This is a genomic window from Biomaibacter sp. TOL (assembly GCF_059717795.1).
Map to the genome: position 1 here is coordinate 1,454,561 of NZ_AP046092.1, position 24,587 is coordinate 1,479,147.

Annotated in this window: 18 protein-coding genes; 2 read left to right on the forward strand and 16 right to left on the reverse strand. The window is 44.5% G+C overall.

The features are described from left to right. Nucleotides 1-46 precede the first annotated feature (46 nt). The 8 genes from AC6I1H_RS07310 to pstC all read right to left on the reverse strand — a co-directional run bounded on the left by AC6I1H_RS07310 (nt 47) and on the right by pstC (nt 10,156). Entirely contained in the window at nt 47-808 is a 762-nt protein-coding gene (locus AC6I1H_RS07310; protein WP_497740300.1) for an arginase family protein, read from the reverse strand. Nucleotides 809-1,075: 267 nt separating this feature from the next. Next, nucleotides 1,076-2,578 carry a sodium-dependent transporter gene (locus tag AC6I1H_RS07315; RefSeq protein ID WP_497740301.1) on the reverse strand — a complete coding sequence of 501 codons (1,503 nt, stop codon included), beginning with the start codon at nt 2,576-2,578 and terminating at the stop codon, nt 1,076-1,078. Nucleotides 2,579-2,993: 415 nt separating this feature from the next. Beyond that, the gene (fbp, locus tag AC6I1H_RS07320; protein ID WP_497740302.1) at nt 2,994-4,082 is read right to left on the reverse strand and encodes a fructose-1,6-bisphosphate aldolase/phosphatase; all 1,089 of its coding nucleotides are present in this window, start codon (nt 4,080-4,082) and stop codon (nt 2,994-2,996) included. 449 nt (nt 4,083-4,531) lie between these two features. Further along, complete coding sequence (aroB, locus tag AC6I1H_RS07325) at nt 4,532-5,605, reverse strand: 3-dehydroquinate synthase (protein WP_497740303.1); 1,074 nt, start codon at nt 5,603-5,605, stop codon at nt 4,532-4,534. Nucleotides 5,606-5,630: 25 nt separating this feature from the next. Beyond that, nucleotides 5,631-6,758, reverse strand: a complete 1,128-nt coding sequence (aroC, locus tag AC6I1H_RS07330) for a chorismate synthase (protein WP_497740304.1) — start codon at nt 6,756-6,758, stop codon at nt 5,631-5,633. Between the two features lie 52 nt (nt 6,759-6,810). Then, the gene (locus AC6I1H_RS07335) at nt 6,811-8,265 is read right to left on the reverse strand and encodes a PIG-L deacetylase family protein (RefSeq protein ID WP_497740305.1); all 1,455 of its coding nucleotides are present in this window, start codon (nt 8,263-8,265) and stop codon (nt 6,811-6,813) included. Between the two features lie 116 nt (nt 8,266-8,381). After that, nucleotides 8,382-9,266 carry a phosphate ABC transporter permease PstA gene (pstA, locus tag AC6I1H_RS07340; protein WP_497740731.1) on the reverse strand — a complete coding sequence of 295 codons (885 nt, stop codon included), beginning with the start codon at nt 9,264-9,266 and terminating at the stop codon, nt 8,382-8,384. Continuing rightward, on the reverse strand, nt 9,266-10,156 hold the full coding sequence (gene pstC, locus AC6I1H_RS07345) for a phosphate ABC transporter permease subunit PstC (protein ID WP_497740306.1): 891 nt from the start codon (nt 10,154-10,156) through the stop codon (nt 9,266-9,268). The genes pstA and pstC overlap by 1 nt, the downstream gene beginning before the upstream one ends. Before the next feature lie 314 nt (nt 10,157-10,470). Here pstC and AC6I1H_RS07350 point away from each other — a divergent pair, with 314 nt between their 5' ends. Then, on the forward strand, nt 10,471-11,220 hold the full coding sequence (locus AC6I1H_RS07350; protein ID WP_497740307.1) for a Fic family protein: 750 nt from the start codon (nt 10,471-10,473) through the stop codon (nt 11,218-11,220). Nucleotides 11,221-11,403: 183 nt separating this feature from the next. Here the strand turns inward: AC6I1H_RS07350 and guaA are convergent, their stop codons facing one another. Beyond that, complete coding sequence (gene guaA / locus AC6I1H_RS07355; RefSeq protein WP_497740308.1) at nt 11,404-12,939, reverse strand: glutamine-hydrolyzing GMP synthase; 1,536 nt, start codon at nt 12,937-12,939, stop codon at nt 11,404-11,406. Nucleotides 12,940-13,290: 351 nt separating this feature from the next. Here guaA and AC6I1H_RS07360 point away from each other — a divergent pair, with 351 nt between their 5' ends. After that, nucleotides 13,291-14,517, forward strand: coding sequence for a dicarboxylate/amino acid:cation symporter (locus AC6I1H_RS07360; RefSeq protein WP_497740309.1), 1,227 nt, complete (start codon nt 13,291-13,293; stop codon nt 14,515-14,517). A 97-nt stretch (nt 14,518-14,614) separates the two neighbouring features. On the opposite strand, the gene AC6I1H_RS07365 is transcribed toward AC6I1H_RS07360, so the two are convergent. The 7 genes from AC6I1H_RS07365 to AC6I1H_RS07395 form a co-directional block, all read right to left on the reverse strand. Then, nucleotides 14,615-15,211 carry a 5-formyltetrahydrofolate cyclo-ligase gene (locus AC6I1H_RS07365; protein WP_497740310.1) on the reverse strand — a complete coding sequence of 199 codons (597 nt, stop codon included), beginning with the start codon at nt 15,209-15,211 and terminating at the stop codon, nt 14,615-14,617. A 149-nt stretch (nt 15,212-15,360) separates the two neighbouring features. Continuing rightward, on the reverse strand, nt 15,361-18,813 hold the full coding sequence (locus AC6I1H_RS07370; protein WP_497740311.1) for an AAA domain-containing protein: 3,453 nt from the start codon (nt 18,811-18,813) through the stop codon (nt 15,361-15,363). Nucleotides 18,814-19,102: 289 nt separating this feature from the next. After that, on the reverse strand, nt 19,103-20,050 hold the full coding sequence (locus AC6I1H_RS07375; RefSeq protein ID WP_497740312.1) for an ABC transporter permease: 948 nt from the start codon (nt 20,048-20,050) through the stop codon (nt 19,103-19,105). Further along, nucleotides 20,047-21,573: a sugar ABC transporter ATP-binding protein gene (locus AC6I1H_RS07380; RefSeq protein WP_497740313.1), complete on the reverse strand. Its 1,527-nt coding sequence runs from the start codon at nt 21,571-21,573 to the stop codon at nt 20,047-20,049. Before AC6I1H_RS07380 ends, AC6I1H_RS07375 begins: the two co-directional genes overlap by 4 nt. 78 nt (nt 21,574-21,651) lie before the next feature. Further along, a complete protein-coding gene (locus AC6I1H_RS07385; protein WP_497740314.1) occupies nt 21,652-22,626 on the reverse strand; it encodes a substrate-binding domain-containing protein in 975 nt (324 codons plus the stop codon). A gap of 112 nt (nt 22,627-22,738) precedes the next feature. Beyond that, nucleotides 22,739-23,605 (reverse strand): class II fructose-1,6-bisphosphate aldolase, encoded by an 867-nt coding sequence (fba, locus tag AC6I1H_RS07390; RefSeq protein ID WP_497740315.1) that lies wholly within the window; start codon nt 23,603-23,605, stop codon nt 22,739-22,741. An 18-nt stretch (nt 23,606-23,623) separates the two neighbouring features. Next, entirely contained in the window at nt 23,624-24,559 is a 936-nt protein-coding gene (locus AC6I1H_RS07395) for a 1-phosphofructokinase family hexose kinase (RefSeq protein ID WP_497740316.1), read from the reverse strand. Nucleotides 24,560-24,587: the final 28 nt, after the last annotated feature.

The window sequence follows — 24,587 nt, forward strand, 5'->3', positions numbered from 1 at the left end:
TTTATTCATCTGTCATCGTACATATTTTACTACTATATCTAAAAAATTACACTACCCCTGACAGGGTATCCAATATTTTAAGATTTACCGCCTGGTTTACCCGTATCTTTTCCCTGTCATCCCGGGTGTGGAAAATTTCATCCAGAGGAACTGGCCATTCTCCGCAGATATCGACACCGACAATGCTTTTCGCCTTTTTGATGACCTTTAAAAAATCGATGAGTTCTTCCAGTTTCAATGACCCCTGGTCCCAGTTGGTATAAGCCTCTCCTGGAGCAAGAACATCCTTGTCTATGCTTATATATACCGGTTCTACGTGTTTCATCAGTTCTTTTACTACCCCCAACACTTTTTTTTCATGAGGAATATTTTCGGGAAAAAAGATCGCCTTGCCGTCGGCGATTGAGCCGGAAAATGCTTCATCTTTCGCGCTTTGCCCCACTACTATGCATTTTTTTACTCTCCCGTTATTTAAAGCCGCTCTAACCCAGGACCCGCAGCTTATGGTCCCCGGCAAGGGCTCCATCATATCCGAATGGTGGTCAAAAAGTACCAGAAGCGGTTCTGCATGCAGTTTATTGAGAAAGTGCAGGCAAAGATGGTGAAAATCTCCGGTCCCCAGAAAGGATATCCCGGATTTGAGGGCGTTGAGTTTCTGATTCAGCCCAACAAAATCTTTTATTTCTCCGCAAAAACGCACCCCTCTGACACTGCTCAAATCAACAACCGCCGCGGCTTTTCTTATTAAATCCTTCTGAAACATGATACCTGTACCGCTATCGATAACATTAACCGTCTCCAGATTCATAAAAACCACCCTTTAATTTCATACATATTTCCTGCACTGGATTCAAGCTGATTCAATATATTCGCCAGCTTATGTCATTTTTCCTTTAAATCCAAAAAACGTGGGGACTTTCTTTCGAAAGTCCCCTGTCTGTACATTTTAATATATTACTTTTTATTCCTGAGATTTGGTTTTCTCCTTGGAGGCGGCAATATTTGCGAAATATGCAAATCCTCCAAAATATATTACCAGCATTATTAACATCCATATTATTGTTTGAGCTGTCATTTATTTCCCCTCCTTAATGCTTGCCCCTGCATTCATGGCTAAAAGTTGGGGAGAGGTGCCTTTAATCCAGTTGGCAAGCCAGTTGTTCAGGGCAATCCAGACGATGGCCGAAATTACCCATTGAACCACCATTGTCCCGGGGCTGTATACCTCCAGAGGATTCCACCACGTATTTGGATACCATGTAATTGCCTGCCAGATCCACCATCCGAATATGAAAGCAAACATCACGGGGAAGAGGCCGATGCAATAGTTCCACCACTTGCCCACATAAATATCGCTGGTTTTATTTATGATTTCATTTCTGACGCGGTCTATACCATACTTATATGCGGCATATGCGAACATCAGACCGCTGATAAGAAGTCCTACACCCCATACCATATCCTGATTGTTGAGGAAGTCGACTTTATAAGCCGAAGGAACTCCAAGTAAAAATCCGCCTATGCAGATAATCAATGTAGCTTTCTTCCTGTCAAAGCCCGCATCCATGAAATTGCGCACGCCAACTTCAATCATAGGCAATAGTGATGAAAGGGCTGCAAGAGCCAAAGCGAGGAAGAATAAAGAAGCTACAATTATTCCACCAGGCATAGTTGGGAATAATTTTGCCAGATAGATAAAGGTCAAACCGGTATTTCCAGCTTTCAAAGCTTCAACCGCTGCATCGGGAGAAGGAGAAAGGGCGAAAACCGTAGGCAGCACCGACATGGCTGCAAGGATAGCCGCTGATGCGTCGCCGAGAACTATCATAAAGCTGTTGACGCCTATATCCTCATTTTCCTTCATATAGACAGCATAAGTTAACATCAGCGCCCAGCCTGCACCCGTAGACCATGCAGATTGGGTAAAGGCATTCAACCATACATTGGGATTGCCCAGAGAAGCCCACTTGGGGACAAAGAGGTAATCCAAGCCAACAATTGCGCCCGGTTTCGATATGGCCCATACGGCTGCGATTATCAGGCAGATAAATAATGTCGGGATCATTATCTTGTTGGCAAGTTCGAGCCCGGCCTGGACGCCACGGTATACGATATATCCTCCGATTAACATTGCGATTAAATGAAATAATATGGTTTGCGACGGAGTATTAATAAATCCATTCCACAATGCTTCAGAATCCATCCCTTTATGGATGGCGCCGCTGACCGCGAAGGTAAAATACCTGAGAGCCCAACCGAGGATAACCGAATAGTAAAACATTATGCCCAGACATGTAAAGCCGACCCAGGCTCCCATCCAGGTCTTTTCACGGCCAAGCCAGTTTCTGAACGCTCCTATGGTCCCAAACCTGGTGGTTTTACCCATGGAAAGTTCCATCATCATCAGCGGTATCGCCCATGCGAGGTTTGCCACCAGATATGCGACCAGGAACGCCCCGCCGTCATTTGTTCCAGCCACCCGCGGGAATCTCCATATGTTTCCGGTTCCTACAGCCATTCCGAGGGATGCGGCGATAAATCCCAACCGGCTGCCCCATTGTTCACGCTTTTCGGCCATACATTAACCTCCTCTGCTTTAATCGATTGATGGGTTAATTCAACACATTGCGTTCGAGACGGCAACGGATTTTTCAGCTATTCATGCGGGCCCGTCTCTATCCCGTATGAAATAACACACCCTCCATCCCCCCTTTTTTATGGTGTACTGAGTCGCCCTGTCGGTATACTGGGTAACCCAGTTTGAATATTATATTATTTCTACATTAAATATAAAATTCCTTCTTTTTGTGAAAGATTTTCAAAATATTTTTATCCGGGAATATTTTCACATTAAATATATATATAACTTTTTTTGTATATTTTTCGCGCGGGATGTTTTTTTGCCATCCTAAAATCCGCTTTTAATCAATCTTTTCTGCGACTTTTAATTTAAAGGCAGGAGGTTATACTCCTGCCTTATATCCAGCTTCTATTCAATTGAACCTATCTTTTAACTTTTCCATTACCTGAGGCATAGTCGTGTATTCCATCTCGTCCAGAGGCAGCCTGTGGGGTTCGAACGGGCCCAAACTCCGCAGGTAATCGGCTATTTCCATAGCTTTTTGCCTTGCCCTGTCGTAAGCCACATCGGCGAAGAGGTCCTGGGGGCCGATGAGCTTCCCCTCAGCCAACTGGAACCCCAGGGCAATGACTCTTGGTGGCCCATCAAAGCGCGTAGGGGTGGATTCTTTCTGAGAGACGGGAACAATCGGGCCAAAATGAGATCCACGCATCCAGCCCGCCACCAGGTGTGGACTGGCGAAAGGTTCCAAGGCTTCCCCCACAGCTGGAAATCCGTTCTGGCAGCGCACCAATAGCACCGGGTCATCCTTTCCCACGTATCTGCCCGCCATGAGGTTCATCCTCTGGGTGGAAGATGCCGCGGCTATTTCGCCGTTTTTGCGGTAAACGGCCCTGACCGCATACCTGTTGGCCGCTCCCAGAAACACAAGCATATCGTACAATTCCTCCGGGCAGGAAAAAGTCACTTTCTTGTTTTCAATCAGGTCAAGAATCTCAAACACAAAACCTTCATGCATTTTGGGGTCTATAACCAAACCAATGGTGTTGAAAGGGTCCGCGAACATCTTAAAAAGCGGCAGATTCCAGGCGCCGGGCTCGGTTTTGTCGGCCATGAAAACTATGACGGGTTCGCTGGGACGTTCCTCAAATTCCATCTCCGCCACTCCCGGCCCCATACCTTTAATATTTCCCGAAAAGGCATCGGCGAGCAAATCCTGCCCCGCTCCGTAAAGCTTCAGCTTCCTGGCAATTTGAGTGCATGCGAGGAAGGTTTCCCATGCCAGCTTGTGTATCCTTTCGTTGTCTATGCCCTGCCTGTGGGTCATAATAAGATTGATGTCGTCACCCACGCTGGTTACTCTGAAGTCTTCCAGCAAACCTTCACCTTTTTCCGTCAGAGCCTTCTCAGCTTCCTGCAGAAGCTCCGGATGGACACTGCTGTGGCCTACAAATCCCCCGATATCGGCCTTGATTACCGATAATGTGATTTTTTCACTCATTGAAATACCTCCTAATGATGTAAGATATCAAGGCAATAATATATAATATATGTTTGAATGTGATATACAATATATTTATTCTACATAATTAAAAATATTCCTGCCTGATAGATTAAAATTTGAATATATTATTTTTAATAAATATAGCTTTATACTTCATATTTGTTGCATATAATATAGCACTTTACATTCATAATTGTATATTATTTGGTTTAACCGGGATTGTTCAAAAAAGAATAAAAAAAGAAGACACCGCCCTTGTCATAGGCAGCAGTGCCATGAAGACCCCTCTTGCCGTGCCGGCCCTTGAAGCCATGATAATCGAAGCGTCTGTCAAAGTCGTTGATCCTCAATTGCTGGAAGGTTTCATCACTGAAGGTATTCTTAAAATAGCCGAAGAGCACAGAAAGATTCTTGAAAGCGGGACGACTTTAGCGGTTTTGCGGTATCTATGGGACAATAGCCTGCAAAATTTCCTCTTCTTTCACATCGGTATAAACACCGACCCTGCCCAGACTTTCAGGCAGTATAAAAACGATCTTTTCATTCAAGTTCTTTTTATCGAAACTCATAATTTCAATAAGGCGGCCCGGATCGGGTTTATACGGCATTTCGACCGGCACCGCAGATTTTACAAGGCCTTCGATGCGCAAAAAAGTCCTTTCGTCAATAAGCCCCCGCAAGAGGGCTATCTTTGCTTCAAAAACCATGCCCAGAGCCACCGCCTCGCCGTGCAACAGAGTGCCGTAGCCGAAAACCGTCTCCAGTGCATGGCCGACGGTGTGGCCGTAATTCAAAATCCTGCGAAGTCCCCGTTCGGTTTCATCTTCGGATACGATCCGCGCCTTTATCTCACACGATCGCTTTACGGGATAAACAAGGTTAGATGTGCCATGCCTCAGCTTGCTTACATTTTGCTCCAACCATCTGAAAAATTCCGCATCTTTTATGACACCGTATTTTATAACCTCGGCCAGGCCTTCTCTGAATTCTCTATCAGGAAGGCTTGACAGGACGGACGAATCTATGACGACCAGAGAAGGCTGGTAAAAGGCTCCGACTATATTCTTGGCTCTGGGCAGATTCACCGCTACCTTGCCTCCCACGCTGCTGTCCACCTGTGAAAGAAGGGTGGTTGGAACCTGTATGTAGCTGATGCCCCTCATGTATGTGGCTGCAATAAACCCTGCCAGGTCCCCGACAACGCCGCCACCCAGCGCCAGAATGGCGGAGCTTCTGTCGAGCCTGCAATCGAGAGCCGCATTATAAAGCGCTTCAGCTCTGGCGAGGGATTTGCTGGATTCGCCCGCTGGAATTTCTTTCACAAAAGCTTGAAACCCCGCATTTTCTAGGCTAGTTGCCACCCTACCGGCATATAATTTCGCCACATTGTCGTCGGTTACAACCATGATCTTGTGCCCGGAAAAATGCTGTCTCACGAGGCGACCGATGTCGTTCAACAATCCGTCCTCTATCATTACATGGTAAGATCTCTCTCCTAAATTTACAGTAATTTGTTCCATAATCTCACTCCCTACTGTTCAACTATCATCTGATAACTGTTATATTATAGCTTTTGAAATTGTTACGCATCTCTTCAATGCTGTCTCCGCCGAACTTTTCCGCCATGGCCCCGGCCAGAACCCAGGCTAGTGCGGCTTCGCCCACAATGCTGGCGGCAGGAACGGCACATATGTCGGAGCGCTCGATTCCGGCGGCAAAAGGCTCTTTTGTTTTGATATCCACGCTTCTGAGCGGTTTATACAGAGTCGGGATGGGTTTCATGGCAGCCCGCACCACAACAGGGCATCCGTTGGTAATACCCGCTTCCAGTCCTCCGGCGTTGTTGGTTTTGCGGTAATATCCCTTTTTTTCATCGTAAAAAATCTCGTCATGCACTTTTGAACCCCTTCTACGGGCCGCCTCAAAACCCATGCCTATCTCCACGCCTTTTACGGCTTGAATGCTCATGAAACTCTGGGCAATGAGGCCGTCCAGTTTGCGATCCCAGTGGACATGGCTTCCGAGTCCCACCGGAACATTTTCCGCCACCACTTCAAACACGCCCCCCAGAGAATCCCCGAAAGCGCGTGCTTCATCTATTGCCTCCATCATCTGCTTTGAAACCGACTCATCTATGCACCGCACAGGTGATCTATCGGCTCCGGCCAGGTCCTCAATGGAATAATCTCCTGACGTTAAACTCACGCCGCCTATTGACACCACATGGCTCATTATACGTATTCCGAATACCACCAGAAGTTGCTTTGCCACGGCTCCCACCGCTACTCTGGCGGCGGTTTCCCTGGCGCTGGCCCTTTCAAGCACATTTCTTATGTCATCCTGATTATACTTTAATGTACCCGCCAGGTCCCCATGGCCGGGTCTTGGCTTTGTGACAGGAGGCACCTTTCTGTCCTTCCAGTTGTCATAGTCCAGGTTTTTTATCATGAGAGCAAGAGGGCTGCCCGTGGTTTTACCTTTTATTATGCCGCTGAGGATTTCCACCTCATCCTTTTCTATTTCCATTCTTCCGCCCCTGCCGTAACCCTGCCTGCGCCTTTGAAGCTCCCTGTTTATTGCGTCTTCGCTTATCGCAAGGTTTGCCGGAAGCCCCTCTATTACGGCCACCAGAGCTTTGCCGTGGGACTCGCCCGCCGTTAAAAACCTTAACATTACCTATCCCCCCGTGTTTTACTTTTAACAAGTTTCACCGGCATCCAGTATTTCAATCCCGGCTTTCGGCCTCTGGTTTTACCATTCTCCAGGCCGTTTTGTCCACATACCTCCCATTCGTGGAAGTAACCGCGTTTAAAAAAACCTTCTGCGGATCGCCAATATGTTCTGAAGAAATGGAAAACCATATCCTGTTTTTATAAACATTTACCGTAAGCGGCTGTTTGAAAAAAACGCCCCTATCATTCTCCATAACAGCCGTCGCCTTGAAATTCCTTATAAATATTTTCAACCTTGCAATATTCTTATTTTTATACAAGAAAAGCGCATTAAAAATATAATCGGTATTTTTTGCAACATTGCCGCGGGTTTCAATGGCAAAAAAGTAATTATTATCCGACCGGACCATTCCGAGAGCTTTTAAATCGTCGCTACCCTCCAGCCTGAGCAGCGGATTATCCAGGATGCTGGCGGCAACCACTTTATAGGGCAGTTCCTTTCCATATTTAAAGTCCGGCACTGTATCCACATATTTATAACAAGCATCTTCATACGTTCCGAAAAGTTCATTTCTCCTGACAAAAGCATCCAGAAAGGCACCCATGATCTTGAACTGGGACCTGTACTCCCGCATGGCTTTTTCCTTGGCTTTTTCAGCTTCCGGATTTATCCTGTAGATGTGCCACCTGGTTCCCACGTTTTCCAATGAAAGGGGCGGGTACAATCCCGCCGCCGGCAGCAGCGCCCAGGGTTCGGGCCATTGGTAGTGGTGGACAAGATATGAGTACATGCCGGCTTTGTAATCGTGCAATTCTACGGTGTATTTGACAAAAGCGCCCACCGCCCAGTGGTCGGAGTGCATGTCGTCGGGGTCCGGATAAAAAATATCGGTGGGTTTAAAATCATCAATTATCTGCCAGAGGTTTTTTACAAGATTTTTCCCGCAGTAAACCGCATTTTTGTCGTAGCTGTTGTCGTACGGAGTCTTTTTATAACCGTTCCTGCTCAAATGAGGATTGTCGTAATCCCAATTCTGCTCCCACAGGCTTTTAATGCTCCCGTCGGCATAACCCAAAAATATTATATCGTCCCCGGTAAGTCCCAACCGCCGCATGGCGTTTACGGTTTCCTGCTGTCTTATGAGGCCGAGCTTGATATAGTCTTCCGGCTGTATTTTTTTTGGCTTGATGTTCTCCTTTACCGCCCTTTTAAATCCGTCGCCGTTTGTGACAACCACAATCTTTATTTTTTTCCCCTGCCTAGATTCGTTATATATCAGGCCGCCCATACCCACATTTTCATCATCGGGATGGGGGGCAACGATCAATATCCTGTCGCCGACTTTTATGGGTTCTGCATGCAATTTAGCCGTGCTTCTTTTTACAGCGTATCCTAAATTTGTGTAGAAATATGCGAAAACTCCGATTCCGTAAAAAAGGATGAAAGCGATTATCACCATTACTGTTAAGAAGTATTTTTTCTTTGCAAAAGCAAATCTTCGGCCCATAATCGTTCTCCTTATTTATATATGCGCGGCCGTAATTTACACTTTGCTCGAATTGATATGAAAAATTATATCATTTATGAAACCGTGTGTAAAGAAAAACGGCTTTCTCAGCCGTTTCAAATCCCCGTCGTTTTTTTGTAAAGCCGCCTTGCAACCCATCTTGCGGCTATATTGAAAAAAAGCACAATGATTATCAAAACGGCAGAAGCTCCATCGGCTATTTGCCTGGCGTCGGGAGCCAGCCCTTCACTGTTGACTTTCCAGATATGAACGGCAAGAGTCTCGGCGGGGCGGAATATATATAAAGGAGAATTTGTATTGAAAGGGTTCCAGTTGTAGAATTGAAGGCGTGGCGTAGTTATGCCAGCAGTATACAGGAGCGCCGCAGCTTCGCCGAACACGCGTCCCGCAGTGAGGATAATGCCGGTCACAAGCCCCGGAATGGCGGCCACAAGCACTACATGCACTATGGTTTGCCACTGGGTGGCTCCCAGGGCCAGGCTTGCTTCCCTTAATTCGTTTTTGACACTCCTTAACGTATCTTCCGATATCCTTGTCATCACCGGAAGATTGAGCACCGTAAGCGCCAGAGCGCCCGATATAATGGAAAAACCCCATTTCAAAACCGTGACGAAAAACAACAGGCCAAAGAGCCCTATGACTATGGATGGAAGAGAAGCCAGCGTCTCGGTGCAGATCCTGATAATTTTTGTCCAGCGGTTCTCCTTAGAAAATTCGGCGAGGTAAATGCCCGCCCCAAGACCTACGGGTATGGTAAAGAGCATTGTAAGAACCAGCAGAAGAAAGGAATTAAAAATCTGGGGACCTATCCCTCCCCCTGCTCTGAAAGCACTGGGAGGGCTTGTGATAAAATGCCAGTTGACGACCCTCAGGCCATTGTACAGAATATATCCCACCAGTGCCAATAATATAAGTGAAACAGAAGCCGCCATAGTGTAAAAGATGAAAGTGGCGATTTTATCAGAAGTCCTGGCGTTTATCATCTTATTGCCCTCCTGCTTTCAATAAACCTTATGAGCATGATAAACATGAACGATATCAGCATCAAAAGCAGCGCAATGGACCAGAGAGCATCGTTCCATACCGTCCCCATCACCGTATTGCTCATCTCCATAGTTATTATGCTTGTCATGGTATGCATTGGCTTCAAGAGCGAGTCGGGCATCCTGACGGCATTTCCTATAACCATCTGTACCGCCAGCGCCTCTCCGAAAGCCCTCGCCAGTCCCAGGACCACACCCGTCAAAATTCCCGGCAGAGCCGCGGGCAGAAGCACCATCCTTATGGTCTGCCAGCGTGTGGCTCCCAGAGCGAGAGACGCTTCCCGGATGTCTTTTGACAGTGTTTGCAAACTGTCAGTGGAAACACTGGCTATGGTGGGGAATATCATAATGGCAAGGACTATCGAACCTGCCAGGAGGCTGAATCCCAGGCCGCCGATATAGTTTCTGATGAAAGGCACCAGTATGCTGAGGCCTATCCAGCCGTAAACCACAGAAGGTATGCCCACGAAAACCTCGATTACCGGTTGAAGGATTTTACGGCCCCATGCCGGTGAAATTTCTGACATGAAAATGGCTACACCGATGCTAAAAGGGGTGATTATAATAAGTGCGAGAAGGGATACAGCAACTGAACCCGCTATAAAAGGAAGCGCTCCGATCAGCGGTCCTCCCTCGGATTTTGGTGCATCCGGCCTCCATACGGTTGTAAACAAAAAATTCCTGATGGACACGCCGTCTTTTATGAAAGTAGAAAGACCTTTTGAAGCGATAAAGATTATTATCGAAAGGGTCGTCAGGATGATAAAACTTGCGCACAGCAGAGTAAAATTCCTGCCAAGCCTGTTTATTAGCTTCTGATCAGCCATATCCGGTCCCCTTTTAATTTTTGTCCCATCAAAATCATAGCAACTTTACATTTAAATCATGTTATTAAAATGTTAAGTTTATGTAAATTTTATGTAAATTTCTGTGCGGATCTTGAAAACATCAACGACCATTTCATCAACCCCTCTGATTGCACTTTTTAATGTTTCTCAATAAAAGAGAAATGTTATCGTTGATTTATTAAATAAATTCGTTTATAATGGGAATATTGAAAGGAGTGGTAATATAATGGCAGCGAAGTAACAAGCGGCATTATTACCACACATAAAGTTGTTACGAAGGGCGGTGTTAATCAATGACTATATATGAAAAAATCGATCGCTACAAGATGGCCATTGATGAAATGCGCCCATTTGAAGGTCACTTGTTAAATGAAATTAAAAACTACTACCGCATAGGCCTTACATGGTCGAGTAATGCTCTTGAAGGGAACACTCTCACTTTAAGTGAAACAAAGATCCTCCTGGAAGATGGACTGACTGTTGGAGGTAAGCCTCTTCGAGATACCTTCGAGGCTCTGGGACATGCAAAGGCATATGATTTCATGTTCACATTGCTTGGCAGTCACCAAATAACCGAAACAGACGCCCTTACAATGCACCGAATGTTCTATATAGGAATTGATGTCAAGGAAGCGGGAAAGTACCGTGACCGCCCGGTCTTCATAACTGGCTCAAAATATGAAGTATGTCAAGTAGAGCAGATAGGAGAGGAAATGGCAAAGTTGTTCCAGTGGGCAGCCTCCGAGCGTAACAAATACCATCCGGTTCAATTTGCCGCTCAGCTGCATAAACGATTTGTGTTTATTCATCCTTTCATAGATGGAAACGGGAGAGTTGCCCGTTTGCTAATGAATACAGCGCTCATTCAAGACGGTTATATGCTAGCCATAATTCCACCGGTCTTGCGACATGAGTATATTAGCTTACTGGAGCGGGCCCATGATGATGATCAACCTTTTATGGACTTTATTGCTGAACGCGTTCTGGAATCTGAAAAGGAGATTATGAGATTACTGCATATTCCTTTCCCCAATCTGCATTAAAATAAAATAAGAGCGGTATCTAATCTTTAAGATTCCGCTCCGAAATATAACCAGTGGTAATGTTGAGGCCATTCTGTTTCTTATATATATAAATATATATAAAAGGGAGCCTATACCGGGATATAATCCTGGAGGCTCCCTTTGTGTTTCTGGTGTAATTTTATTGACATTGCCTCTATGCGTCTACTCCCATTCTATCGTGGACGGCGGTTTCGAGGTTATGTCATAGACCACCCGGTTTACCCCGGGAACCTCATTGACTATGCGGGTGGATATACTGTCAAGGACATCCGCCGGCAGCCTCGCCCAGTCTGCGGTCATGCCGTCTTCGCTTACAACGGCTCGCACCGCCACCGTGTATACGTAAGTGCGTTCGTCTCCCATAACGCCAACGCTTCTTATATCCGGCAGCACCGCAAAAGCCTGCCATAATTCCCTGTAGAGGCCGGCCTTTTTTATCTCTTCATACACGATGGCATCGGCTTCACGTACAATGTCCAGCTTTTCCGGGGTTACCTCACCCAGAACCCTTATCGCAAGACCCGGTCCGGGGAAGGGCTGGCGGTAGACTATTTCTTCCGGAAGTTCCAGTTGAACACCAATTTTCCTGACCTCATCCTTGAATAAATCCCTCAACGGCTCTATGAGTTCGAATTCGACATCCTCTGGAAGCCCGCCGACATTATGGTGGCTTTTTATGACAGCTGCGGTTTCGGTGCCGCTCTCAATCACATCGGGATACAGGGTCCCCTGAACAAGGTAGTCTATTTTCCCAAGTTTTGCCGCCTCGCATTCAAAAACCCTTATAAACTCCTCACCTATGATTTTCCTCTTTTTCTCCGGGTCTGTCACTCCTTTCAGCTTATCCAGGAATCGCTTAGAGGCATCCACGGTTATCAGGTTGATATGAAACTTATCCCTGAAAGTTCTCTCCACGCTTTGAGCCTCATTTTTTCTGAGCAGGCCGTGATCCACAAAAATGCAGGTTAGGTTGTCTCCAATAGCCTTATGGGTAATCAGCGCGGCTACGGAAGAGTCCACACCGCCGCTTAAAGCGCACAGTGCCTTTTTGCCCCCTACTTTTTCTCTGATCAGTTTTACCTGTTCTTCAACAAAAGCCTTCATGGACCAGGTTCCGCTCAAGCCTGCTATACCGAAGAGAAAATTGTTGAGGATTTCCCTTCCCCTGGGAGTATGGACCACCTCTGGATGAAACTGCACTCCGAAAAGATTTTTGCCGTTGCTCACAGCCGCATATGGAGTGTTTTTCGTACGAGCCAGCGTCGTAAACCCTTCGGGCAGAGCAAGAATTGAATCACTGTGGCTCATCCATACGATCATTTTTTCCTCAAGCTCCCGGAAAAGCCCTCCGTCTTTGTCAACGAAAAGCTCCGTACGTCCATATTCCCTGGCCCGGGCCGGTTCTACCCTGCCGCCGAGCAGGTGGCACATAAGCTGCATGCCGTAGCATATCCCCAGGATCGGGATCCCCGAGTCGAAAAGCCTCCTGTCGCATACGGGCGCATTTTCCGAATATACACTGGCAGGACCCCCGGAAAAAATGATGGCCTTGGGCCTCCTTTTTAAAATATCCTCCAGAGGGGTCTTGTATGACAGGATTTCGCAGTAAACATGAGCTTCGCGAACCCGCCGAGCTATCAACTGGCTGTACTGCCCTCCAAAGTCCATTATTATTACATTTTCTCTTATTTCCGGCATTAAAAAACCTCCATTTCCGATACATAAAAATCCGGTTTTATTTTATATTATCCCATAAAATTTGAAGCTTTTCCATAATATATAGTAAAAAAGTTGATTGAGTTGATAATCTTTTACAGGAAATAAAAATGTGATTGATGATTTGTAAAATTTAATTTTTTATCTGTTGTTTTCTGTATTTTTTTGTTATTATAAGTTACTTCTTGAATAAAATGTACTGTAATATTCCCAATCTTTTGTCCCGGTTGAATTTTATTAATAGAGTGAGGGGAAGGGATGAGATAAGGTTGTTTCTTTTTATTTTTAAATCTTTAAATTAATTTCATAACAAATTTTATAAGGAGGGATATCATGAAACTTAATGTGACAACTAAAATTTTCATCGGCCTTGTCCTTGGTGTCATAGTGGGATTATTCTTTACATCAGCTCCCGATGCGGCAAAAACGTATATTAAACCCTTCGGAGACCTGTTTTTAAATCTCATCAAGATGATCATAGTGCCACTGGTTCTTTCATCCCTTGTAGTGGGCGCCGCCAGCACTGGTGATGTTAAAAAACTCGGGAGGATTGGAGCCAAAACCCTCACATATTATCTCCTTACTACAGCTTTTGCCGTAACCCTGGGACTCATTCTTGGTAATATATTAAACCCCGGTCTCGGAATGAATTTACCTGCCGGTACCAAACCTGATGTAAGTAAGGTCCCATCTATTGTCGAAACTCTATTAAATATAGTGCCGTCAAATCCCATAAAGGCCATGGTAGATGTTAACATGCTTCAGATCATTGTTTTCGCCCTTTTCCTGGGAATTGCAATAACATTAATAGGGGATAAAGGAAAGCCGGTTCTGAATTTTTTTGAAAGTTTTGCCGAAGTCAGCTATAAAATAGTGGTGCTCATCATGTCCTATGCCCCCATAGGCGTGTTCGGTTTAATCGTGCCGGTCGTGGCTGCCAACGGTCCTGCAGTGTTGCTTCCTCTTTTAAAAGTGATTATAACAGTGTATATAGGTGTGGCCCTTCACGCAGTTCTGGTGTATTCGTCCCTGGTCTATATCTTCGCAAAGATGAACCCATTGAAGTTCTTTAAGGGCGCTTCTCCGGCTATGGTAGTGGCATTTACCACCAGCAGCAGTTCTGGAACTCTACCGGTCACCATGGAATCTGTAGAAAAAAATCTCGGCGTGCCAAAAACAATCAGCAGCTTTGTACTTCCCCTGGGGGCTACCATTAACATGGATGGGACGGCCCTGTACCAGGGAGTATGCGCTCTTTTTATAGCACAGGTATTTGGAATTCACCTTACATTGGCCCAGCAAATGGTAATCATCCTCACTGCCACTCTTGCATCCATAGGTACCGCCGGCGTTCCCGGAGCCGGGCTTATAATGCTCACCATGGTTCTTCAATCGGTGGGTCTGCCGCTGGAGGGTATTGCCCTTATAGCCGGAATTGACAGGGTCCTGGACATGGCCAGAACCTGCATAAATGTCACCGGTGATATGGCAGGAGCCGTGGTAGTAGCAGCCTCGGAAGGCGAGCTTCAAAAACCCGGCGTTAAAACTGTAAGCGCATAAAGAGCTCAAGTCACCGAAGTGATAATTATTAAAACAGTACAAATTGATTTTCATTGATAATATAAAATCCTACCCTTTAAATGAAGGGGTAGGCTTTTTATGTCGTTTCAGCGGAAAAATTATATAAAGTATTTTCGGTTATTATCATATCCATCTTTACATCATGTTCTTCAGCTGGAAGGCTGTCGGTCACCTGCATTTCGAACGCAACGGCCACTTTTTTAACCTCCGACCGGAGCTTCGGCAAAAAGCTGTCATAATACCCCGCCCCGTAACCCATGCGGTTGCCCCTTTTGTCAAAGGCCACGCCGGGGACCACCACCAGGTCTATTTCTTCCGGCGAAATGCCTTTTTCTCCGGCAGGCTCCAGAATGCCGAAGGTGCCCGGTGAAAGCTCATCAAGGCTTTTTATCTCAATGGCCAGCAAGCCATACCCCTTTTTTACTTTAGGCACCACTACCCTTTTCCCTTCCGATAGAGCTTTTGTGATGCCATCTCTGGTTTTAACCTCATTTCTGGCATCCACGTAAAACATTATCGTTTTTGCTCCATGAAATTCTTTAAGGGAAAAAAGCCCGGACATGATTTTTGCGCTTTTTTCTATTATATCTTCTGCGGCAAGTTCCGACCGGGCCTTCAAAAATGTCCTCCTCAATTCTTTCTTATGATTCATGGCATATTTCTCTTCTTTCACGACATAAGACCTCCCCCGCCTTCCTGCACACGTCGCTTCAAAATGTTAATATATAAACGCACATTAAAAATAATAAAAATAACATAAAACCTTATCGGATAACTACAAAATCCGGGTGGCTATAAAGGCCTTTTATTTTATCTAATTTATTATCCACTGTATCTTTTTAGCAGTTGATTACATAACTGTTCTATTTTATTGTGGTCACATATTTTTACACTGACTTCGTGTTGTAATACCAATTTCTCACTTGCCCGTTTCATAGCAGATTGTCTGTAATATTTATGAGAAAGCCAGTTCCAGCTTCCGATAACCGCGAATTTCCGGTCACATATCACTATCTTCTCATGAGTTCCTTCACCCGATGTTCTGCTATCAATTAATTTTACATTCGGCATCTTTCTCAATATTTCCAGCACCTGCTCATCATTTACATCGTCATCCCGCCAGCCGAATATAATAGTTGTTTTAATATTTTTATTAGCTAGCTTGTTTATTAGGTATTTGGCCGAAGCTCTAATCCAAGGTGATACTATCAATAATTCTTTTTTACATTCATCTATTGCCTCATCAAAAACTTTTATATGCTCATAGTCAGATATTATGACTGCATTGGGTTCCTCTTGCCATCTAGCTATTTCTGCAGGCTTTTCATTCCACTCTAAAATTTCGCCTCTGCTTTCTATGTGTTCCACAAGCTTATTGGTATAACCTCCCGAGCTTCTTAACTTGTCAAGATTGCCCACTAAAATAAAAAGCTCTTTGGCTCTTGATACCGCTACATTTAATATATTCGGCCATTTATTAATAAAACGATCCGAATCTTTTTTGCTAAAAATTTTGGTGGAACAGATTATGACATCCTTTTCACCGCCCTGAAAGGTATGGATTGTACCAATCCTGTCTTTGTCCTTTTTAAACTCCTCAAATTCTTCGCATAGCTCCTGCTGCAATCTGTTACAATGAACCCTGTACGGTGTAATCACACCGATACCATTGTCAGGCGCCCCGCCTATACGGTATCCATGCTTTATAAGGTGGCGAATAATGTGTTTAATTGCTTCAATCTCCTCTACATTTGCCTTGCCTTCCATTTTTCCTTCCACATGATATGCAACCAGATTTGTGCCCAAAAGGGGAGTCTTCTTAGGAGTCTTTACCGTCAACCCATAATCGCAAATATCGTTAAAGTAATCGGCTATATCTTTCTGGCAGCGGAAATGTTCTTTCAACCTGATTTCATGATATTTTTCCTGCAAATTGGCCCCTTGAAAGTTGCATGTAGCAGCCAGACGGTAAGCTGTGACCTTTTCGGAAGATGGGGAATAATTGTCAATATACATTTTTATTGAAACGTCATCCACATTATTGGCCTTAAAATAGTCGTTCAAAAAGACGTTTTCTTCATAATCCTTTAATATTCCCTCTCCATGGGCAATCACCGGAGGTATTTGGAGAGGATCCCCCACAACTACTGCCGAATTTGCCCTGAAAAACATCGGAACTACATGATAGCATTTTACCATTCCGGCCTCGTCTACGATAACCTTATCAATCAGATTGGGAGTTGTATGCTTAAACATATTGGATACGGATTGTAAGGTAGAACCGAATACCGGAAATACTTTGCTCAGATTTCTATAAAAACCTTCTACATCAATTAAAACTTCATTGAAAACATCATTATTGTCCCCTTCCCTGGCAATAAGTTTTACGTATTTTTCGAGAGTATCTATATATGTATTTTTATCTTTTAAGACATGCTGTAATAAAAAGCCCTTGCAAAGCCTAAATAGCTCCAGATTTTGATTAAAAAATATCTCATGATACAGTTTAAAGATATCATTTTTTTCAAAAGTTATTTTGGCAAAATATGAATCAATTTTTTCTTCGCTGAGTTTTCCTGAAGTTATCTTTTTCAACCATCCTCTAACATCTTGCTTCTTGTTGGCCAGCTGCTCGTCTAAATTATCCAGTTTAGATTTCATGTTGTCAAGTTGTTTACTCATGGCCATAAATTCTTTTTGAGCGTCAATTAACAAGCATATGCGGTCAGCCTTATCCTTCAATCTAATTAATGCTGCTTTATCTTCCACCAAACTCATTCTTAGCCCCGGTGGATTGTTATAAGTCCTTTCTAATAGGGGTTCCATCTCCACGTTCAGTTTGTTCAAATGTCTTCTAGAACGCCAGCCGAAAAAATCAAAAAATCTTGGAAAACTACTATGGTATTTTATCAACAAATCCTTTATCTTATAATAGGTGTCCCAACTTATGTCATTCAGGTCACTATATCCTATGGAGCTTTCCTGCCCGAAGAAGTCTTTTATATCATTTTCAAGCTTTAATCGCGTACGGTCAACCTTTTCTTTCTGTTTATCGAACAAGTTTTTGTTTTCAGCAATATCGCCTTCAATTTTTTTTATCTTTTCAATAAGGTCATAGAATTCGTTTATTTTTGCCTGTATCTCGCGGTAGTTACAGGTTATTTCATCTTTTAATCTTTCATATTTCTCTTCATCAAAGTCTTGAGTTTTTAAAAATTCAATTTTTTTATCAATAGCCTTAATTGCATACTGGTTTATTTTTTCCCGATTCCCACCGTCCAGGCACAAATCCCATTCGCTTTGCTCTTTATCTAGTTGTGTTATCTTTTCAATGGCATTGGCCACAGCCCTATTATTAGTGCTGGTAATAACCGTCAAGCAATTTTGATCTTTCCCTTCTATTAAAGTCAATGCGCTCTTTACGACCTGATTAGCCACAATATTTACGATTAAAGTAGTTTTTCCGGAACCAGGAGGGCCCTGGGCGGCCACAATCGTATTTTTAATACTGCTATATATAACTTGAGCCTGGGAATCCGTCGGCGGAAAATCTCCTAATGCCCCAAAGAATAATTCCTGTTCGGCATAATCTTTATTTGATATGTAAGTGGTAAGGAGGTTTTTTTGAGATAAAGCGGTTTTGTTTTTATCTATTATGCGAAGAAAGTCCTTTTTCAAATTGGCATTAAAATATTCGCCCTGGTATTCAAATATATAAGGAAGAGGGTGAATAAAAATATTTTTGTTAATTTGTTTGAGTTCGCTTGTCAGCCGAGAAGCCATTTCCTCTATTGTGTCCGCTTTTATGTTAAAGGTGGCATAAATAAAATCGCTTAACCTGGCTGCCGCTTCAATGTTATTCAATTCTTCGTCATCTAGCTGTAAAATTTCTTGGATATTGGTAGAAGATGGAACAAACTCCATCTCTGTTAGATCCCATCCATCCTCATTGTAATCTCCTTTAAAAATGCTTTCAATATCTATAACAAACAGTGGTTTTAATTTCTTTTTACCTTTTTCCTTAACATATACGGAAGGAAACGATAGGGATAAACTACCTCTATTGGAATTGGAATTTTCCCTCACAGTATCCTTAATCTTGTCAAAAGCAGTCTTTTCATTGATATATAGCCTATCGCCTTTGAGTTCCAGTTTTTTGTTGATATCTTTTAAATTTCCCTCGAAAATATTTTTATATTCTATCCCCCCGGCTGCCTTATCTTCCAATTTGATAAATTCCAGCCAGGATTTCAAAAGTTCCTCGTTGAAAGTCATTTTTAAAACACCTCGACTTTTTATATTAGCCAAAATACTTCAAAACCAGCAATGATTAACATGTAAATTATACCATATTATGATATTCCATGTTAAGAAGGTATCAAAACCGAACCTCAACTGCAAGGTAACTATGATTCGAATTATAAATTAAAAGCTCCCGGGCAAAAACCCAAGAGCTCAGATCATATGATTACGAATTTTATCCATAAAAGTATAATTAACATCAAAAAGAGGTTACAGTTTCTGGCACGATTTCGCATGGTAAACACATGTACAAAATATCATTCTATTCACCTTTGTTCTGATCAAAAACCACTGCAACCAGTATTATAATCCCCATTGCGATTGATTGCCAGTATGACGACACTCCCAAAAGGCTTAAAGCGTTATTGATGACACCTATTATGACTATGCCCAGTGCTGTTTGTGCAATGCCTCCCCTGCCGCCGGACATGCTGGTCCCGCCCATTGCCACCGCTGCGATGGCATTGAGTTCGTACCCCTGGGCCGCATTGGGCTGGCCCGCCTGAAGCCTCGATGCAAGAGCCGCCCCGCCCAGGGCTGCCAGAATAGAACAGATTATATATACATAGAATTTAACCTTTGTAACATTAATTCCGCTGAGTTTTGCAACTTCTTCGTTGCTTCCGACTGAATACACATAACGCCCGAAACATGTATTGCTCAAAACTATATGCGCACTTATCAGAACTATTGCCATAACTATTACCATGACAGGCAGCGGCCCGATATACCGAAGGCCCATCCAACTGAAGGAATCCGGAAGCCCGAATACGGGTTTTGATTCGGTATACACATAAGCAAGCCCCCTTGCCACGCTCATCATGGCGAGAGTGGCGATGAACGGGGTTACTCTGAGCTTCGCAATGCTGAACGCTATAATGCTGCCGCAAATTCCTCCGACCACAAGCGCCGTTCCCAATATGACCGCCAAACTTGTAAAGATGCTTGCGTCCGGGAAAAATTTTATTAAAACCGCAGACACTATACCGGCAAGCGCTGCCACCGAGCCCACCGAAAGGTCGATTCCACCCGTCAATATTACAAATGTCATGCCGGTGGCCAGCAGCGCATTAATCGCTATCTGCATCATTACATTGACAAGATTTGTGGGTTCCATAAACCGCGGCACGAATACCGCCGAAATTAGCAGCATCGCGATCAGAAAAAGAACCATTGAGTTTTTCTTGAAGCTGTGTATAAAATCTTTCATAGCTTTACTGCCTCCTCCGATTGATTACTGCTGATGCTGGCCAGATGCATGATATCCTTTTCCGTGGCCCCCTGAGCATCGATAATGCCCGCAACCCTTCCTTCCCTCATAACCATTATTCTGTCCGATACCCCCAGTATCTCCGGAAGTTCTGATGAAACCATGATGATGCTTCCGCCATTTTCTACAAAATTTTTCATGATTGCATATATTTCAGCCTTAGCGTTGACATCGATGCCCCTGGTCGGCTCGTCCATGATAAGGATTTTTGATCGGGCGGCCAGCCATTTGGCGATCACCACTTTCTGCTGATTGCCACCGGAGAGGTTTTTGGTAACGGCATTTTCGTCCGGTGTTTTTATGCGAAGCATGGCGATATATTCTTTTGCCACGTTTTTTTCCCATTTAAAGTCGACAAAACCCTTCTTGGAGTTGGGAAAGAGGCTGGCAAGCGAGATGTTTTCCCTGACGCTTTTTGATAATAACAGGCCCTGATTCCGTCTGTCCTCAGGTATAAAACCTATTCCGGCATTTATGGCCTGTTGCGGCGTGGCAAATCTTACCGGTTTGCCGTTGTAAATGCATTCGCCACGGTCTACTTTGTCCGCGCCGAACACGGCCCTCATGACTTCCGTCCTGCCTGCGCCTATCAGCCCAGCAACTCCCAATATTTCTCCCTTCTTCAGGGCAAAAGACACATCTTCAAAGGCGCCCCTGCGGGTATAATTCTTAACCTCTAAAACAATTTCGCCGGTAGATGGCACTTCAGATTTATAATAAAACTTCGTAATTTCCCTGCCCACCATCAAAGCAATCATTTGATTCTCGTCTATGTCTTTTATTTTTACAGTTTTTACAACGCAGCCATCTCTCAATATCGTGACCACATCGCCAATCGATGTGATTTCTTTCAAACGATGGGATATATAGATAATAGCCACATTTTCGCTCTTTAATCTTTCAATTACTCCAAACAGCGCCTCCACTTCATTCTCCGAAAGCGAGGATGTCGGTTCATCCATTATTACTATTGAGCTGTTTTGCGAAACCGCCCTGGCTATTTCAACCATCTGCCTGTCTGCAGTGTTCAGGTCGCGTATTACCGCTCTGGGGTTAATTTTTACGCCCATGGATTCCAGCAGGCGGCCTGCTTCGCTATACATCCTTTTCTTGTCTATTAACCCCGTTCTCTGCAATCTGGGCTCCCTGCCCAAGAATATATTTTCAGCAACAGTAAGGTCCGGGATTACGCTCAATTCCTGATGGATTACGCTTATACCCGCATTGAGCGCCTGGCGGGGATTGTTGAAAAAAACCTCTCTGCCGTTCAATTTAATAATGCCCTCATCGCGAGTATATACACCTGAAATGATTTTGATAAGAGTAGATTTGCCTGCGCCATTTTCTCCCAGCAACACATGCACCTGTCCGGGGTAGATGTCCAGATCAACCTTCGATAGTGCTTTAACTCCGGGAAAGGATTTGCTGACCCCCGCTATTTCAAGTATCGGCTTCTGATGCATGTTTTTCCCCTTCCTTTTCTTCTGATAAGAACAAGACGGCGGAAGAAGGCAACTCCTTCCACCGTCTTATATTATTTTCTAAAGATTATCTTTATCGATTATCTTCGGAGCGATTGGAATAAACTTCGGCACATCTTTGCCATCCAGTTTGTCTTTCACAGCTTCCAGAGTTTTAAAGCCTATTGCCTCGGGGTCCTGAGCCACATCGGCTACCCACAAGCCTCCGCTCTTGATTTCATTAATGCCTTCCGGATTGCCGTCAAATCCTATTATCTGAACCTTTTTATTTGCGGCTTTCACAGCGGATAGCGCACCCATGGCGAAGGGATCGCCCACGCCAAATATGACCTTGAGGTTTGGATGTTTCAAAAGCATATTTTGTGTTACATCAGCAGCCTTCGCCTGATCCCCGGAGCAGTTCTGGACATCGACAACCTTTATACCGGGGAAGTTCTTGGCAAGATAATCCACGAATCCCTTCTCGCGGTTCACGCAGCTTTCAACTTCGGAATAAGTTACTATGGCGACTTCTCCCTTTCCGTCCGGGAGCATCTTGTTTGCCACATATTCCGCCGCCATCTGGCCGCCCTTGTAATTGTCCGTCGCAACATGCGCTACCGTCTCGCCGTCCGAAGAGATATCCATGGTGAAGACTGGGATATTTGCCTTGTTGGCTATCTCCACCATTGACTTGCTGCCTGCTGAATTCGTCGGGCAGAGTATTATCGCATCAACTTTTTGAGTCACAAAATCCTGAACCTGGCTCAACTGCTTGTTTGCATCTCTGGAGGCATCCTGAACTATCAGTTTTATGCCAAGTTCTTCAGCCTTTTTGTTAAGTGCCTTTTCAATGTTGTTGTAAAATACATGCTCCCTGGTTAGCAGGCTCACGCCGACCACAATCTCTTTTTTCTCCGATGATTGGCCGGATGCATTGGCAGCCGACGATTCGCTTGAACCTGCAGGAGAACCGGATTGATTTTTGGGTGCGCCGCATCCTGCGACGAGCAGGATAACAAGCGATACACAGATGATTTTGACAAAATTTTTCATGCTTTTTCCTCCCTTTGAAATTCTTCTTTTTTACGGAAACACTGTTTCCTTATTATTTATTTAAAACCCTCGCTGGAGGGAATTATTTTTCTCGTCAGGATGCGGTTTATAATCATTCCCGGCAATATTTTGCCGCTTTGCCCATGCTCTCGCAAAGCATAATTTTATCTTTTACTATTTCCTTCACTTTATTTTTCCCCCGCGCTAAATATGCCTTCGGGTCAAAGATTCCCTTGTCCTCCAGCGCTTCCCTCACTCCTCTTGTCATCGCTGCCCGAAGCTCCGTGGCAAAGTTCACCTTGCATATGCCCAATTCAATCGCCTTTTTTACGGCCTCGTCCGGAACGCCCGACGCACCGTGAAGCACAAGGGGAACTTCGATTTTATCCCGTATCGCGCTCAATCTATCAAAGTCAAGCTTGGGCGTCCCTTTATAAAATCCATGGGCTGTCCCTATCGCAACAGCAAGAGAATCAATGCCTGTCATGGCCACAAATTCCTCCGCCTCTCCGGGGTCGGTATATGCAGAGCCCTGGCCGCTCTCCGTTTCATCCTCCTTTCCTCCCACTCTACCCAGTTCCGCCTCTACAGGAATATTCAACACCCTTGCTATATCCACTACCTTCTTCGTCAGAGAAATATTTTCTTCAAACCCGAGCCCGGAACCATCGATCATTAGCGAAGTGTATCCTACCCTTATGGCCTCTATTATCAAATTGAAACTTTCGCCATGGTCGAGATGGAGCACTACCGGTACAGGACTGCATTTCGCCTTCTCATATACGATAGCTTTCAACATGCCGATTCCTGCGTATCTTACAGTAGACGGCGTCGTTTGGACTATGACCGGAGAATCCATTTCTTCCGCTGTCTCAATTACCGCCTGCGCCATTTCCATATTTTCAATATTAAATGCCGGAACCGCATACCGTCCGTTTCTTGCATCCTGCAAAATCTTCTTACTTGTAACAAGTGGCACTTTATGCACATCCTTTGCTCAAGCGATTATTTTTTCCACTTTTATCTTTGAAAGCATGTTGTCAAAATCTTCGCGGGTACACAGCAATGTTCCATCCCTGAGGAGCGAAGCGTGTGCAGCCGCCATGCCATACCTCAGCATTTCGGGCAATTCCAGCCCCCGCCTCAAAGCTATGCAGACACCGGCAACCAAAGAATCCCCGGCTCCCTGTACCCCCCTCACTTTTATGCTCAGGGCTGGAGAGTACCATGCTTCATCGCGGCTTACTAAAACTGCGCCGTCCTTCCCCAATGAGACACAAACAATTTTTACCCCGCTTTCAATTATCCCCTTAGAGACCTTTACAACATCCTTGACGTCTTTCACCTTAATTCCAAACGCCGTTTCAAACTCATAAAGGTTGGGCTTAATAAAAAACGGCCCCGATTTTATGCCTTCCAAAAGCAGTTCCCCTTCTGCATCCAATATCGTTTTAACTCCGGCATAATTTGCTTTCTCTATCAACTGCCCGTATATATCCTTTGGGACTCCCGCAGGCACGCTTCCATTAAATACCATTATCTCGGTGTCTTTAACGTTGCTGACGACTAATTCCTTTAACAAAGCCACCGATTCCTCCCTTACACAGTGCCCGCTTTCATTCAGCTCGGTCATGATGCCGCTTTCCCTGTCGAATATTTTTATATTAGTCCTCAATGTCCCTTCTACGTCTATAAATTCATATGGTATGGCGTGTTTTTCAAGCCTTTCGCACACAAGGTTTTTGCCGTTTAAAAAATTAAAGCCAAGGCATTTTGTCTGCTCTCCCAACTGGCTTATCACGATGCTTACATTGATACCCTTTCCGGATGCATCCGTGCGGGTATCAATGACCCTGTTAAGCCCGCCATATTTGAATCCGCCTATTACAACCGTTTTATCGATGCAAGGATTTAGCGTTAACGTAGTAATCAATTTTCGGCCTCCTCAATATTGCAAAGAT

Excerpts from the sequence above, each read along its gene's own strand:
- guaA (WP_497740308.1), bottom strand. The coding sequence starts at position 12,939 with ATGCCGGAAATAAGAGAAAATGTAATAATAATGGACTTTGGAGGGCAG.
- AC6I1H_RS07370 (WP_497740311.1), bottom strand. The coding sequence starts at position 18,813 with ATGACTTTCAACGAGGAACTTTTGAAATCCTGGCTGGAATTTATCAAA.
- aroC (WP_497740304.1), bottom strand. The coding sequence starts at position 6,758 with ATGTTAAGGTTTTTAACGGCGGGCGAGTCCCACGGCAAAGCTCTGGTG.
- pstC (WP_497740306.1), bottom strand. The coding sequence starts at position 10,156 with ATGGCTGATCAGAAGCTAATAAACAGGCTTGGCAGGAATTTTACTCTG.
- AC6I1H_RS07380 (WP_497740313.1), bottom strand. The coding sequence starts at position 21,573 with ATGCATCAGAAGCCGATACTTGAAATAGCGGGGGTCAGCAAATCCTTT.
- AC6I1H_RS07310 (WP_497740300.1), bottom strand. The coding sequence starts at position 808 with ATGAATCTGGAGACGGTTAATGTTATCGATAGCGGTACAGGTATCATG.
- AC6I1H_RS07350 (WP_497740307.1), top strand. The coding sequence starts at position 10,471 with ATGACTATATATGAAAAAATCGATCGCTACAAGATGGCCATTGATGAA.
- AC6I1H_RS07385 (WP_497740314.1), bottom strand. The coding sequence starts at position 22,626 with ATGAAAAATTTTGTCAAAATCATCTGTGTATCGCTTGTTATCCTGCTC.
- aroB (WP_497740303.1), bottom strand. The coding sequence starts at position 5,605 with ATGGAACAAATTACTGTAAATTTAGGAGAGAGATCTTACCATGTAATG.
- AC6I1H_RS07315 (WP_497740301.1), bottom strand. The coding sequence starts at position 2,578 with ATGGCCGAAAAGCGTGAACAATGGGGCAGCCGGTTGGGATTTATCGCC.
- fbp (WP_497740302.1), bottom strand. The coding sequence starts at position 4,082 with ATGAGTGAAAAAATCACATTATCGGTAATCAAGGCCGATATCGGGGGA.
- AC6I1H_RS07335 (WP_497740305.1), bottom strand. The coding sequence starts at position 8,265 with ATGGGCCGAAGATTTGCTTTTGCAAAGAAAAAATACTTCTTAACAGTA.
- AC6I1H_RS07375 (WP_497740312.1), bottom strand. The coding sequence starts at position 20,050 with ATGAAAGATTTTATACACAGCTTCAAGAAAAACTCAATGGTTCTTTTT.
- AC6I1H_RS07360 (WP_497740309.1), top strand. The coding sequence starts at position 13,291 with ATGAAACTTAATGTGACAACTAAAATTTTCATCGGCCTTGTCCTTGGT.